This is a genomic window from uncultured Sphingomonas sp., from assembly GCF_937871615.1.
Lineage (GTDB): Bacteria > Pseudomonadota > Alphaproteobacteria > Sphingomonadales > Sphingomonadaceae > Sphingomonas.
The window spans coordinates 22,009-35,047 of sequence record NZ_CALMPA010000023.1 but is presented as its reverse complement, the minus strand read 5'-3'; the positions used below and the strand labels follow the sequence as shown (position 1 = coordinate 35,047).

Annotated in this window: 11 protein-coding genes; 1 reads left to right on the top strand and 10 read right to left on the bottom strand. The window is 65.9% G+C overall.

The window, feature by feature from the left end; all coding sequences use genetic code 11:
- The first annotated feature begins 140 nt into the window (after positions 1-140).
- Positions 141-812, top strand: a complete 672-nt coding sequence (locus Q0316_RS06415; RefSeq protein ID WP_298670712.1) for a M23 family metallopeptidase — start codon at positions 141-143, stop codon at positions 810-812.
- Here Q0316_RS06415 and Q0316_RS06410 read toward each other — a convergent pair.
- From Q0316_RS06410 to Q0316_RS06365, 10 genes are all read right to left on the bottom strand, one after another.
- The gene (locus Q0316_RS06410) at positions 748-1,500 is read right to left on the bottom strand and encodes a ZIP family metal transporter (protein WP_298670711.1); all 753 of its coding nucleotides are present in this window, start codon (positions 1,498-1,500) and stop codon (positions 748-750) included. The genes Q0316_RS06415 and Q0316_RS06410 overlap by 65 nt on opposite strands.
- On the bottom strand, positions 1,497-2,108 hold the full coding sequence (locus Q0316_RS06405) for a DUF1826 domain-containing protein (protein WP_298670710.1): 612 nt from the start codon (positions 2,106-2,108) through the stop codon (positions 1,497-1,499). The genes Q0316_RS06410 and Q0316_RS06405 overlap by 4 nt, the downstream gene beginning before the upstream one ends.
- Positions 2,105-3,322 carry a GTP-binding protein gene (locus tag Q0316_RS06400; protein WP_298670709.1) on the bottom strand — a complete coding sequence of 406 codons (1,218 nt, stop codon included), beginning with the start codon at positions 3,320-3,322 and terminating at the stop codon, positions 2,105-2,107. The genes Q0316_RS06405 and Q0316_RS06400 overlap by 4 nt, the downstream gene beginning before the upstream one ends.
- A 42-nt stretch (positions 3,323-3,364) precedes the next feature.
- Entirely contained in the window at positions 3,365-3,625 is a 261-nt protein-coding gene (locus tag Q0316_RS06395) for a hypothetical protein (protein WP_298670708.1), read from the bottom strand.
- A gap of 191 nt (positions 3,626-3,816) precedes the next feature.
- On the bottom strand, positions 3,817-6,237 hold the full coding sequence (locus Q0316_RS06390; protein ID WP_298670707.1) for a sulfite reductase flavoprotein subunit alpha: 2,421 nt from the start codon (positions 6,235-6,237) through the stop codon (positions 3,817-3,819).
- A 27-nt stretch (positions 6,238-6,264) separates the two neighbouring features.
- Positions 6,265-7,728, bottom strand: a complete 1,464-nt coding sequence (locus Q0316_RS06385; protein ID WP_298670706.1) for a substrate-binding domain-containing protein — start codon at positions 7,726-7,728, stop codon at positions 6,265-6,267.
- 11 nt (positions 7,729-7,739) lie between these two features.
- Positions 7,740-9,863, bottom strand: a complete 2,124-nt coding sequence (locus tag Q0316_RS06380) for a TonB-dependent siderophore receptor (RefSeq protein WP_298670705.1) — start codon at positions 9,861-9,863, stop codon at positions 7,740-7,742.
- A 105-nt stretch (positions 9,864-9,968) separates the two neighbouring features.
- Positions 9,969-10,472: a hypothetical protein gene (locus Q0316_RS06375; protein WP_298670704.1), complete on the bottom strand. Its 504-nt coding sequence runs from the start codon at positions 10,470-10,472 to the stop codon at positions 9,969-9,971.
- Positions 10,473-10,937: 465 nt separating this feature from the next.
- Complete coding sequence (locus Q0316_RS06370) at positions 10,938-11,864, bottom strand: protein-L-isoaspartate O-methyltransferase (RefSeq protein ID WP_298670703.1); 927 nt, start codon at positions 11,862-11,864, stop codon at positions 10,938-10,940.
- A gap of 16 nt (positions 11,865-11,880) precedes the next feature.
- Positions 11,881-12,966, bottom strand: coding sequence for a VacJ family lipoprotein (locus Q0316_RS06365; RefSeq protein WP_298670702.1), 1,086 nt, complete (start codon positions 12,964-12,966; stop codon positions 11,881-11,883).
- Positions 12,967-13,039 lie beyond the last annotated feature (73 nt).

Here is a 13,039-nt window from a genome sequence, read left to right as displayed (position 1 = left end):
ATCGACATGAGATATCATATCCTGTGAAACACGCCATTCGTTTCTGATCGTCTGCGGGTGGGAGAAATGGAATGGGGAAAAAGGGGAGGCGAGCCGCCATCGCTGGTGGATTGCGGCTGATGCTTTGCCTTGGCGCGGTGGTGGGCACCCCGGCGTTCGCCGCGCCGCCAACGGAAATGTCCAGGCGGTCCCTGCCGGCTGCCAATTTCAGGCCGCTGCTGGATGCATGGACATCCGGGGGCGATCGTGGATCGCAGCCGCCGGTGTCGATCCCGCTCGAGCGCCCGATCGAGAGCTTCCGCTACACCTCCCCGTTTGGTGTTCGCGCGGACCCTTTCCATGGAGAGAGGAGCTTCCACGCCGGGGTCGACCTGGCCGCGCCAACAGGCACGCCCGTCCATGCGACCGGCGACGCGATCGTCACCCGGGCCGAACCGGCTGCCGGCTACGGCAATGTGGTGATCCTGATGCATGGCGCCGGCATCGAGACCCGCTACGGACATTTGTCCCGGATATTGGTCAAGGCGGGGCAACGGGTCCGGCGCGGTGAGACCATCGGCATGGTCGGGTCCAGTGGCCGCTCTAGCGGCAGCCATCTCCATTACGAGATCCGCGTGGCGGGTCAGGCGATCAATCCGCTGCCCTTCATGGCGCCGGGCGACGAGCGCCTCGCGCTGAACGCGGTGGTCGGCCCGCATGCCGGCATCGTGACGGCGATGGGTGGTCCGGAGGACAAAGAGGGATGCCTCAAGCTATCGGATGGCGCTTGTGAGGAGCAACAGGCGCCGGCGGGCGGGGATCGCGGGCGCTGACCTCCCTGTCCTGGTGGAGGAAGTGCATGACGCCCGCCATGATCGCCAGTCCTGCCAGAGCGGCGAGCGCGCCGCCCGGCCTGTTCGCCGTGATCCGGCTGCGGGGCAGCAACTCGCAGGCCCCGAGATAGAGAAACCCGCCCGCGAACAGCGCCAGCATCAGCGCGAGATTCTGCTGCCCGACCGGCATCCACGCGCCGAGGCAGGCGCCGAGCACCGGCGCGAGGGCGCTCGCCAGTAGCCAGCGATGCGTGGCGTGCGCGGCGCTGGAGGCCATGGCCAGGCCAACCATGTTCGCCCCGTCCGCCAGCTTATGGGCGAGGATCGCGGCCGTGACGGCCCATCCGGCCGAGGACGAGGCGTGGAACGCCAGCCCGATGCCCAGCCCGTCCATCAGGCTGTGGAGCAGCATCGAGAGCCGCCCGAACAACGCGCCGGACGGTATCCGGTGCAGGCCCGCGAAGGCGAGGAAGCCCGCCGTCATCGCCGCCCATGCCCGGGGGCGGGAAAGGTCGCCTGAATGCAACGTTTCGGGCAGGAGATGGAACAGCGACAGGCCGATCAGCAGCCCGGCGGTGAGGCCGAAGATCAGCAGGCGATGGCGGCTCAGCCGCATCGCCAGCAGGCCGCCGGCATAGGTCGCCAGCCCGGCGATCGATCCGGAAAGGAGCGGCCATATCGTGCTCAAGGAACGCGGGCCTCATCGGCGGCGGGATCGAACGGGTCGATGACGAGCAGTAGCCGGGTGTCGCCCGTGCCGGCGATCGGCGGGGAGCGATGGAGGATTTCCGGCCGCTCCGCCAGTCGCCGTCCCTTGAACACGGCGACCCCATAAGCGGGCAACTGGCGGATCGTGTCGGGCGCATCCGCGACGATCCATTGAGTGGTCGGGCCGTGCAATGTGGTCAGCAGGCGCGCAGCGACGTTGTCCGTATGGAATCGGCGGCAGGCATCGGTTTCGATGATCTCCAGCCGGATCGTCACTGCGTCGCACGCCATGATTGCGGCGAAGCGGCGCGCGAGCATCGCGATCTCGTCCCGCAGCGCGGGGCACAGCGCCGCCGGATAACCTGCCTCGGCCAGTCCTTCGGCGATCTCGCCGTCCAGTTCCGCGACCGGCGTGGAGAAATCGAGGTCGTCGATCGCGTTCCAGTCCAGCGCACCGATCCCGTCGAGGCCCGGTGTGGCCGCGCGATGCCAGATCGCGAGGTGCGTGGTATCCTCGATGATCTGGTTCAGGATCGCGGCATCGCGCCCCTCGGCCACCAAGCCCGCCTCCAGTGCCGCGACGCTCATTCCGCGACCGCCATCGCCGGCTCGCCCCACAGCGGGAAGGGATCGGGCAGGGCGGCCCATGCCTCGGGAGTGAGGGCTTCGGCCGGCAGCAGACACGCATCCAGGCCATCGCGGAGGCGGCCCTTGTCCATGCCGATGCCGATGAACACCAGCTCCTGCCGCCGGTCGCCCCATGGATCGTCCCAGTGATGCGCCACAAAACGCTCGAAGCGGTCATCGTCGGGCCAATGGTGTTTCGGGATGCTTGCCCACCAGCGGCCCATCCGCGCGGTCATCGTCTGGCTGCCCGCCACCGCCAGCTCGCCGACCCAGTCGGGCCGCGTCGCGAGCCAGAAATGGCCCTTGGCGCGCACGACGTGATCGAGCCCGTCGGTGGTCAGGAAACGATGGAGCTTCACGGGGTCGAATGGGCGGCGGGCGCGATAGACGAAGCTCTCGATGCCATATTCCTCCGTCTCGGGCTGGTGGCTGGCATAGCCGTAGAGCTCCTTGGCCCATAACGGATGCTGCGCCGCCTTCGCCTCGTCGAACAGCCCGGTGTCGAGGATCGCATCGGGCGCGACCCTTCCCTGATCGCAAGTGACGATCCGCGCATCGGCGTTGAGGCTGGCGACGAGCTTCTTCACCACGGCGAGCTGGTCGGGCGAGACCGACGACGCCTTGTTGACCACCACGACATCGGCGAATTCGATCTGCTCGACCAGCAGGCCGACGAGGCTGCGTTCGTCATCCTCGCCGAGGGATTCCCCGCGATCGGCAAGGAAGTCCCGGCTCGAATAGTCCCTGAGCAGGTTGATCGCATCGACCACCGTGACCATCGTGTCGAGCCGCGTGACATCGCCCAGCGACGCGCCTGCCTCGTCACGGAAGGAAAAGGTGCTGGCGACCGGCAGCGGCTCGGAGATGCCGGTGCTCTCGATCACCAGATAATCGAACCGCCCAGCCTCGGCGAGTGCACGCACCTCCCGCAGCAGGTCGTCGCGCAAGGTGCAGCAGATGCAGCCGTTGGTCATCTCGACCAATGTCTCCTCACTGCGGGAAAAGGCCGCGTCGCCGCCGCGCACGAGGTCCGCGTCGATGTTCACCTCGGACATATCGTTGACGATCACCGCCACGCGCCGCCCCTCGCCATTGGCGAGGATGTGGTTGAGCAGCGTCGTCTTGCCCGCGCCGAGGAAGCCGGACAGCACGGTGACGGGAAGGGGAAGGGTCATATTGCTACTCTGTGTGAAGGCAACCCGGCGATCGAGCGCGGGCTATTTGTTGTCGATCCACCCGAACGCGGCGCGGAGATAGGGATCGTCGCGCAGCAGGTTGCGGACGCTCTTTTGCGGCTTGCTATGACCGAGGTCGTTGCCGGATGCGGCGGCCGCGAGCCGGTCCAGATGCGCGTCGGGATCGGCGATCGCCGCCGCACCGCCCAGGTTCATCCGGGCATCGTCCCTTGTCATGGCGATCGCCGGGATTGCGGTCACCACGGAAAGCAGAACCAGCGTCGAACCCGCTGCGACCTTCATCACGTCGTCCTTTCGCAATAATCAATGATACATTATATCATCGCGATTGCGGTGGCGCAACATCGTGATTTCCCGGTTCCCGCCTGTCCGGCTTACGACCCGCTTCTCCTCGAAATGCCGATCGCCGCGGCAGCGGTGGTGATATTCTGTCGCCGTGAGTAGCCGACGCCGACGCGGCCTTGGCAACGGCTTCAGTAGATGTCGCGCCGATATCGTCCCGATCGCGCCATCTCTTCCGCCTGCTCATCGCCCAGGATGCGGCGCAGCGCGTGATCGACCGCCGGGGCCATCGAGGCGAGCCCGCCGCAGACGAGGATCGCCGCGCCGCGACCCACCCACTCGCTGATATCGTCCGCAGCGGCGTCGATCCTGTGCTGCACGTAGAGCCGCTCCTGCTGATCGCGCGAGAAGGCGAGGTCGAGCCGCGCCAGCGTGCCGTCGGCGCGCATCGCCTCGATCTCGTCGCGGTGGAAGAAATCGTGCGCGCGGCTGCGCTCGCCGAAGATCAGCCACGCATCCTTCACCCCGCGCGCGGCGCGATCGCGCAGGTGCGCGAGCAGACCGGCCAGCCCGGTGCCGCTGCCGATCAGGATGACGGGGCCGTCCTCGGGATCGGGCCGGAAGGAGGGGTTCTCGCGAATGCGCGCGGGGAAGACCGCGCCGATCCGCGCCGTTTCGGTGAGCCAGCCGGAGCCGAGCCCCGGCGTGCCGTCCGCATGGCGGCGCAAGCGCACGATCAGCTCGATCCGGCCTGACGACGGAAGCGACGCGATCGAATATTCGCGATGGTGGACGGGTGCGTGCGCGATCCCGGCCGCATCCTCCTCAGGCACCACTTCGGCGATATCGCCCGGCTGCCATGTGGGCGTTTCGCTCACCGGCTCCAGCGCGATATGCCACGCCGCGTCGCCGGGGCCGCCGGGGTTGAGGCATCGGCGTTCCGCCAACCGCCAAGGGGCATAGGCCGCCGGAATCCAGTCCGCCTCGTCGAAGGTTGCGCCGATGCCGATCGTCTGCTGCTGCCAATGCCTGAGCGCGGCGGCATCCTCGCGATCGACCTCGATCCGGTCGAACAGGCGTTGCGCCCCGGCGGCGTGCAGCGCCTGATCGATCTGGCGGCCGAACGCGCAGAAATCATCATAGGTGCGGTCGCCGAGCGCCAGCACCGCATAGGATAGCCCCTCCAGCCCGGCAGGTGCGGCGCGCGACAGGTTGCGCGGCACGGCGCGGGCGGTGTCGGGCGGCTCGCCGTCGCCATAGGTGCTCGCGATGACGAGCGCCTCGCCGGCCTTCGCCAGATCCTCCGCCGACACGGCCGACAGGGGCTGGAGCGACACCGCCCGACCGGCCGCCTCGAAACCCGCCGCCGTCAGCCGGGCGAGGCGGGTGGCGGTGCCGGTCTGGCTGGCATAGGCGATCAGGATGCCGCCCGCCTCCAGATCGCGCGGGGGGAGGGCGGCCGGCGTTTCGATCGCGCGCAATTCGCGCTTCCGCCGCCGCCGGTCGAGATAGAGCAGCCAGCCCGTCACCGCGAACAGCGGCATCGCCGCGCTGGACAGGAGCATCAGGATGCGCCCCGGCAGCCCCCAATAGGCGCCGCGATGCACCTCCAGCATGCTCGCCGCAATCGACGGTCCGACGCCCAGTTCGGCATACGGCCGGCGCTCGACGATCGCGCCGGTGGAGGGGATGACGCGATATTCGTCGAGCGCGCGATCGTGGCGCGCGTCGAGCGGCAAGACGCGGACTCGGAGCGGCTTGTCACTCTTGGGGAGCGGGAGCGTCACCTGCGCAAAGCGGCCCCCGGTCTCGCGGACGATCGCGGCGAAGGCCGGCGCGAGCGATGCGGGTGCGGCATGGCCCTTCGCTTTCTTGCGCTTGCCTCCGCGCGCCGGACCGTCGCCTTCCTCGGCCGGAGCCTTGCCCGTCAGCAGGCGGGTCGCCCCGGCGCGATACCAGTCATAGGACCACCACAGGCCGGTGACGCCACTCAACAGGTAGAAGACCAGCAGCCATGTGCCGATCACCGCATGAAGTGCACGGTTGAGGCTGCGCCCGCGCCGCCTGAAATCCAGCACGAACCATTGCCGCCAGTCGAGCGGCCGACGCGGCCAGCGCAGCCACAGGCCGGACAGCGCAAAATAGATCAGCGATATCGCCGCGATCGCGGTGATCTGCCGGCCGATGCCGTTGCCGTTTCCCGGCAGCAGCAGCCAGCGGTGCAATGCGCGCACCGTATCGAAGAAACCCTGGCCGTTCGCCTGCCCCAGCAACCGGCCGCTATAGGGATCGACATAGCTGCGCCGCTCGCCGCCTCTTTTCCCGCGATCGCGCGTGAAGAACACGGTGTCGCTCTCGCCGGGGGAGGCGGCGATCGTCAGCATGTCGATCCCGCGATCGGGGCGCTGCTGCCTGATGGCCTCGACCAGTCGATCGGGTGATAGTCGTTGCGCGCCCGGCGGCGGCGTGACGGTGACGATGCCGGGGCTCATCGCCCGCATGATCTCGTCCTCGAACGACATCATCGCGCCGGTGACGCCCATCACCACCAGCACGAGGCCCGCCGTGATGCCGAGCGCCCAGTGGATCTGGAACAGGATGCGCCGCGTCATGTCAGCAAGTCACAGAGGCGCGCGGGATCAGAGCGCGTCGATCTGCGCCAAGCCGGCTTCGGCTTCGGCGCGGGTCAGCGGCGCATATCCTTCCAGCACCCCGATCTCCTGTCCCTCCCGGCTGAGCAGGAAGCGGAGGAACTCGCGCGTCTGGGGCGAGGGATTCCGGCGGACGAGGATATAGACGTGCCGGGTCAGCGGATAACGCTGGCGCATCACATCGTCCCACGAACCCGAGGACGCCGGGCCTTTGCCGGTGAAGGACAGGGGCAGCACGCGTATCCCCGGCGTCGAATCGTCGAACGCCCCGAAGCCGATCGCGGCTGGATCGGTGGCCACGGTGGCCGACACTTCCTTCATGTCGAGCGTCCTGACTGTTTCCGCCCAGCGGTCGTTCTTGAAATTCTCGCGCTGGATCGAGCCGGGCGCGCCGGAATCGCCATAGAGCAAAGGCTTGATCGGGCGATCGCGCCATTCCCCCTTCAGTCCCGCGTCCCCCCATGTACGGATCGGGGCGGATGCGCCGGCATGCGGCACGGCGCTGAAGATCGCGTCGAGCTGCGCGACCGACAGGCTGGCGATCGGGTTGGCGGCGTTGACGTAGATCGCGACGGCGTTGGTGCGGATTTCGGACTTACGCGCGCCGTGGGCGATGCGGATTTCGGTCGGTCCCTCCACTCCGAAGCGCGCGCGATAGGCGTCCTTCTCCCCGCGCGACACCTCGCGGCCGAGCGGGGCGATATCCGACACGTCGGCGAGCAGGCCGGAAATCGCCGCCGAGCTGCCCGGATGCCGCCAGTGGGCACCACGCACGACCCCCGGATGGATCGCCTGAAAGCGCAGCAGCGCGCGGTCGATCCATTCGACCATCTGGATCGAGCCGACGCTGGATATCGGCCCGGAGACCTCCCCCTTCGCGCGATAGGCCGGCGCCTCCGACTGGATATAGGGATTAGCGGCGAGGGCGGCGCGCGCCTGCTCTACCTCCGCCGGCGCGAGCGGGGTGGCGCCGAGCTTCGCCACGATCGCCTGCCCCTCCGGGCCGACGACATAGCCGAGGAAATCGGCGACCTTGGGATCAAGCGGCCGCCCGGTTCCGCCGTTGGCGGCGAGCTGCAAGGGCACGGGCACGCCATCCCGGACGATCGATCCGATCCTGACGATGAAGGGAACGGTCACGCCGTTGCGCTGGAAGCGGACGCGATACATCATCTTGTCCGGCTTCCCGACGATCGGCGCGACATCAGCCACGTAATTCGCCAACCCGTCCGGCGATGCGGTGTCGCTGCGATGGACCCACAACCCCTTTTCGACATTGGCGTGGCGGGCGTGATAACCGGCGAACAGGGCGTCCATCAGTGACCCCATGGCGGCGTCACCCATGCTGGAAAGCGTGACGGGTGAGGATGCGGGTTCGTTGGCCGTAGCGGAGGCCGCCGGAAGCGCGGCGAGCGTGACGGCAAGCAGGCAGGCGGCAAGGGTCTTTCGCATGGAGGCGTGTCCTAGAGATCGTAGCGGAGGGAGAATTTCACGGTTCGCGGCGCGCCGATGTTCAGTTGGCGATTGCCTGCCATCCAGTAGCGCTTGTTGGCGAGATTATCGGCGTTGAGGCGCAGGGTAAGGCGGTTGCCGTTGGCGAGCGTGAACTGTTGGCGCAGGCCGGCGCTCAACAATGCGTAGGGCGATTGGGTGCCCTGGTTCAGCGGATCGAGCCAGCTCTTGCCTTGATAATAGACGCCCCCGTTGATCGCGAAGCCCTCGATCATGGGCGGGCTATATTCTGCGAACAGCGAGCCGGAATAACGCGGTGTGGCCTCGACGCTTTTGCCGTCGAGCAGGCCGCCTGCGGTCTTCGTCTGGCGTGCGTCGGTATGTCCAAACGTGGCCGCGATCGTAAGGTTACGCGTCACCTGTCCCTGAGCCGACAGTTCGAAACCGCGATAGCGCGCCCGTCCGTCGAGGACATAGACATTGGCGGCGTTGGTATAGGTCAGGGCGCGATCGATGTTGAAATAATCGGCAGTCAGCAGCAGATTGCCGAACTCCGCCTTGACGCCAGCCTCGTACTGCCTGCTCATCGAGGGCGGTAGAATCTGATTGGCGTTCGCCGCGGTGTCCGGCGCGGTGCCGCTGGTCTCTAGCCCTTCGATATAGGTGCCGTAGAGGCTGACGCGGGGCGCGAGCTTGACGATCACCGCGCCCATCGGCGTGTTCGTGCGGGTGTCGTAGTTCGCGCCTGTCTGGCGATAGGAGAAGTCGGCATGGCGAATGCCGGCGATGACCGAGACCGGCCCCCACACCATCCGGTCCAGCAGATAGGCGCCCCTGTCGATATTCGTGCTGTTGGTGCCTCGGGTTGGCGCCTTCAGGGCTATCGAGGAGAGATCGATATGAATCGGATCATACAGATTCTGGACGATGGCCGACTTGCCGGTCGGGAAGCCATAGGACGGCACCGCGGTCTGCAACTGCGAATTATAGGTGTAGCCGATGGTCAGATTGTGTTCGACCGGACCTGTCGTCAGGCGCCCGCGCAGCTCTCCGCGCAGGTTGCGGTTCCGATAGAGCTGCCCGGCTTGATAGTTGCCCGAGAGCGTGCCGGCGCCGGTGGCGACGTTCGTGAACGTGAAAGTGGAAATAGTGCGGGAGCGCGTTGTGGTGGCGACGCCGGCTTCGACGATGGCCGACCAGTTCGACCCGATCTTGTAGTCGGCCCGGGCGAGGACATTGGTCGCTTCGCCGTAATATCTGGTGCCGTAAGGCGATGTGCGGGTGGATGGTGACGGAACCCTGGGAAGGGCGATGACCCCGTTGACGGCCGCGGGGATTGTGATCGAGCCCGCATCGCCGATGTCCCGCTCATAATGCTCGACGTCGAACCGGAAGGACAGGCGATCGGTTGCACGCACATCGAAGGCGCCGGAATAGAGACTGCGCCTGCCGTCCACTCCGTCGATATACGTGCCGATGTGGCCCTGAAGCATGTTGAAGCGCGCGCCGAACTGGCCATCAGATCCGAAGGTCCGGCTCGCATCGACCTGCCCGGTGACGCTGCCAAGGCCATCGCCTGACAGCGTAAGGCTGAGAAGGGGATTGGGGCCGGCACGCCGGGACACGAAGTTGAAGACCGCGGTCGGCGAGGTGAAGCCGTAATAGAGCGCCGAAACCCCTTTAAGAACCTCGACACGCTCCTTGTCCTCAAGGGGAACGTTCGCGAGATTGATGATCGGCAGAGAACCGTTCAGACGGTAGTTCGTGCGTGGCTCGACATAGACCCCTCGGACAATGAAGTTGCTGATCGAGAGCGGGCTGGTGTTGAACTGGCTGACGCCGGGCGTGTTACGCAATGCGTCGGCCAGACCGGTTGCCGCCTGCGCTTCCAGCAGCGAGTGCGGCATGACCTGCACCGACAGCGGCGTGTCGAGGATGGACTGGTTCTGAAAGCCGCCGATCTGGATGATATCCGCTTTCATGGTCTCTCGCTTGCCGGTGACGGTGATGTCATCGACGTCGAGCTGCTTTTCCGCCGTGCCGGGCTGCGCCGCCGGCGGTCGATCCTGCGCCCATGCCCCTGTCGCGGCGCATATCGCGACAAGCGAAGCGCAGCATTTCGTCCATTTCCTCAATGACAGTCTCCAGCCGCGCACGGCGCGATTCGTATATGATATTGCGATTCAAAAGCGATTACGCGCATTTCTTGAAGGACTAGGCAATCCGACGCCGGCGATCACTCAGCCTCGCATGTCGACGGTGGTGTAATAGACGCCGGTGCGCAGGCACCGCAGAAGGCCCTTGCGGTGCATCTGGCCGATGATCTGCCGGGGCACGCCCAGCCGCTGAAGATCGTGTGCGGTGGCGAGTCCCTTCTTCCGGACAAGCGCAAGCGCGGTGACGAACGAAGGACCAAGTTGCGCGGGCGCCATGGCGACGGGTGATTCGACCGCGCTCCGCAACTTCTCCCTTGGTATCGGGCGCACGTCGCGCACCAGCTTCTCGTTGGCGACCGAGGTCAGCCGCATCGCGGCGCTATATCCCAGTTCGAGCCCCTCTCCGCTGAGACAAATCGCGCAATCCTGGATGGCTTTTCGCAGGCGCTCGTCGATTGTGCATGTGAGGTCGGGATGGCTCCGCTGATAGAGCGCCAACAACCCCAGGAGGCAAAGCTCGCCCTGGCTCGCGTAGGTGCTGCCCAGGTCATGGATGTCGGCGCCAAGGGCGCGCGCGATCTTCCGCAATCGTGAGAACGCTTCGCTCGTTGCGCTCGCCGTCCCACCGCGATCGCCGCCGCGGAGTAGCCTCAGCGCAGGCCGCTCGCGCGTGCCGAGTCTACCGACCAGCGGGACGCGCATGGCTACTCTCACGGTCCGGATGTTCGCTCACTTTCGCCGATTCGGCGGGTCCTGCCCGACAACCGCAGGCGTAATAGGAGGTGATCATGCAACAAGCCGCGCCTTTATTGCGATTGATTTTCAATCGCTGCGCTTCTCCCGTTATCGTCGCATGTGCTGGGCGCAATCCGCCTCTTGAAGCATTGGGAAATTGTATAGGAAACGTAATCTAATCCCAATGTTGGCCGATGCGCGTATCCATCGTCTTCAGTGAACGCGCCTGGATCGCCTCGGCGCGTCGCGAGTGACCGCGCGCGCTGCGTCTCAAGCCCATGGCCTAGATGCGGCCGCACCTGAAGCGAAGAGGACGCCTTACTCGGTATCGGATTGCGTCGTGAGGATGGGAGCGCCGAAGCAATAGGGGAGCCTGGTCATCGAGCCGTTTTCATGGCGGGACGCGCGCGCTGCCACCCCCTGCAAGCTGACGAAGCGCGCGGGACCGAGCGAGCCGCGGACGAATTCGCGCTCGCTCGTCCGGGAAATACAGACAAGTTGCTCATCGCCTGTCTCGGGGCCGACCGGTGCGACGAGTCGCCCGCCGATCTTCAGGGATTGGAGAAGGGTGAGGGGAATACCCGACGATCCCGCCGCGATGACGACCGCATCGAAGCGCTGCGCATCGGTAATTGCCGTAACCGCGTCGCCCTCAAAAACCTCGATATTGGTGTATCCGAGGCGGCGCAGGCGTGCCGCCGCCGCAGATGCGAGTTCCGGGATGATCTCGACCGACACCACCCGGTTGTAGAGGAGCGAAAGGACGGCCGCCTGATAGCCGCACCCCGTCCCGACATCGAGGACGCATCCGTTCTTGTTCGAGCCGGCGGCGAGCGCGAGTGTCGCCACCACGAGCGGACTGGAGATGGTCTGCTCATGGCCGATCGAGAGGGGTGTCGGAAGATAGGCGAGCTCGCGTGCCTCCTCGGAAACAAACAGCTCGCGCGGGACGCGGGATATCGCGTCGAGCACCGCTTCGCTGCGCTCTGGATCCAGGATCGCACCAGATTCCCTCCACGCTTGACGGATGCGCCTGACCATCGCTTCTCGCCGCGCGAAAAAGCCCGCAGGTTGTTCGACAAGCAGCTCGAAAAGCTCGGACAGTGGTCCGACAATGACCGGCATGGCGTCGGCGGGCAGGGGATGATCCCGTGAAAGCTCGTCACGAAGTTGGCGATAGGTCTCGATCGCCTCCCGAAGCCCCCTATCACCCTGAGTTTGCGCGCCACGGGAATGCTCTTCCATTGCTCACCTCCATCCTTCAACGTTGAGTGATCGCCCGATCGGCGGAGACGTCGGCTTCGTGCGTCAGGAACCTGTCGCATTGCAGGCGCGATCGCGCCGAAGACGACGTGTCGTTATGCGTCTCGGCTTGTAGCCGCGTGATCACGGTGGATTTGCGATGCCCGTGAAGCGCGTCGATTTCGGCTTGCCGCTTGCAGAGGTAGAAGGTGCGGCGGGACAGATACGGATCCGCGGTGTCGTCGCGAATCCGCTTCAGATCCTCGTCAAACTCGATACGCCGGTCCAACGTCCCCAACACGGTTGCCGGAACCGTATAGGTTGGCCGGTTGAACGGCGCGCCGATCGCGCCAAGCAGCAGCGCGCGGTCGGCGACGCCTCCAATCGCATCGCGGAGCGTTGTCGGCCCGATCAGCGGCAGGAAGAAGAATGGCCCCGGCTTTACTCCATAATAGCCGAGCGTGTCGGCGAACCCGTTGGGCCGCCGGGGCAGATTGAACGGGCGCCGCTTCGCGATATCGACGAGACCGGCAACGCCGACCGTCGAGTTGAGTGCGAACCTGCCCGCCGTTTCCGCCGCTTTCCCCGGCTTGAGCTGCAAGAGGAAGTTCACGAACACGATCGGCTCGCGAAGGTTCTTGAGGAAATTCCGCAAGCCGTCTCGTACCGGCTCCGGGACGTGCCGCTTGTACGCAAACGCCACGGGCGCGACCAGGGCGCGGTCAACTGCTTGTGTCGCTTCGAACGACTTTTCGTTCAGCGCGTGCAGTGGATCTCCCGCATCGTTTCGCCGGTGCGCCTCGACCACGATATCGCCCTGCGCTGCCTGGACCGGCTGCGTCGCCTGCGTCGCTATCCCCGGCTGATTTTCGGCGCCAGCGGAGGAGGGGATGGTGATTTCTGAAACCGACGTTTGATCGGCGGTATCAGTTACGGATGTCGCCTTGAAATCAGGTGTCGGGAGCGGCGGAAAGGGGACATCCAGCGAAACGGCATCGCGAATTCCCGTATCCGGGGGGATGGTTGCCGCGGATTGCATGGGCGAGGGAAGCAGGGCCACGAACAGGATGACCTGAAACGACAAGGGCAATTTCTCCAACCGCATTCGGATCGTGGATTGTCGTCACCGCGTGAGCGACAATTCCTGACCAGTTGGAAGGAGGACGACGCCGTGGCGC

Bases quoted from the DNA above. Each gene is read 5' to 3' on its own strand.
- Q0316_RS06405 (WP_298670710.1), bottom strand. From the start codon at position 2,108: ATGAGCGTCGCGGCACTGGAGGCGGGCTTGGTGGCCGAGGGGCGCGAT.
- Q0316_RS06400 (WP_298670709.1), bottom strand. From the start codon at position 3,322: ATGACCCTTCCCCTTCCCGTCACCGTGCTGTCCGGCTTCCTCGGCGCG.
- Q0316_RS06395 (WP_298670708.1), bottom strand. From the start codon at position 3,625: ATGAAGGTCGCAGCGGGTTCGACGCTGGTTCTGCTTTCCGTGGTGACC.
- Q0316_RS06390 (WP_298670707.1), bottom strand. From the start codon at position 6,237: ATGACGCGGCGCATCCTGTTCCAGATCCACTGGGCGCTCGGCATCACG.
- Q0316_RS06385 (WP_298670706.1), bottom strand. From the start codon at position 7,728: ATGCGAAAGACCCTTGCCGCCTGCCTGCTTGCCGTCACGCTCGCCGCG.
- Q0316_RS06370 (WP_298670703.1), bottom strand. From the start codon at position 11,864: ATGGAAGAGCATTCCCGTGGCGCGCAAACTCAGGGTGATAGGGGGCTT.
- Q0316_RS06365 (WP_298670702.1), bottom strand. From the start codon at position 12,966: ATGCGGTTGGAGAAATTGCCCTTGTCGTTTCAGGTCATCCTGTTCGTG.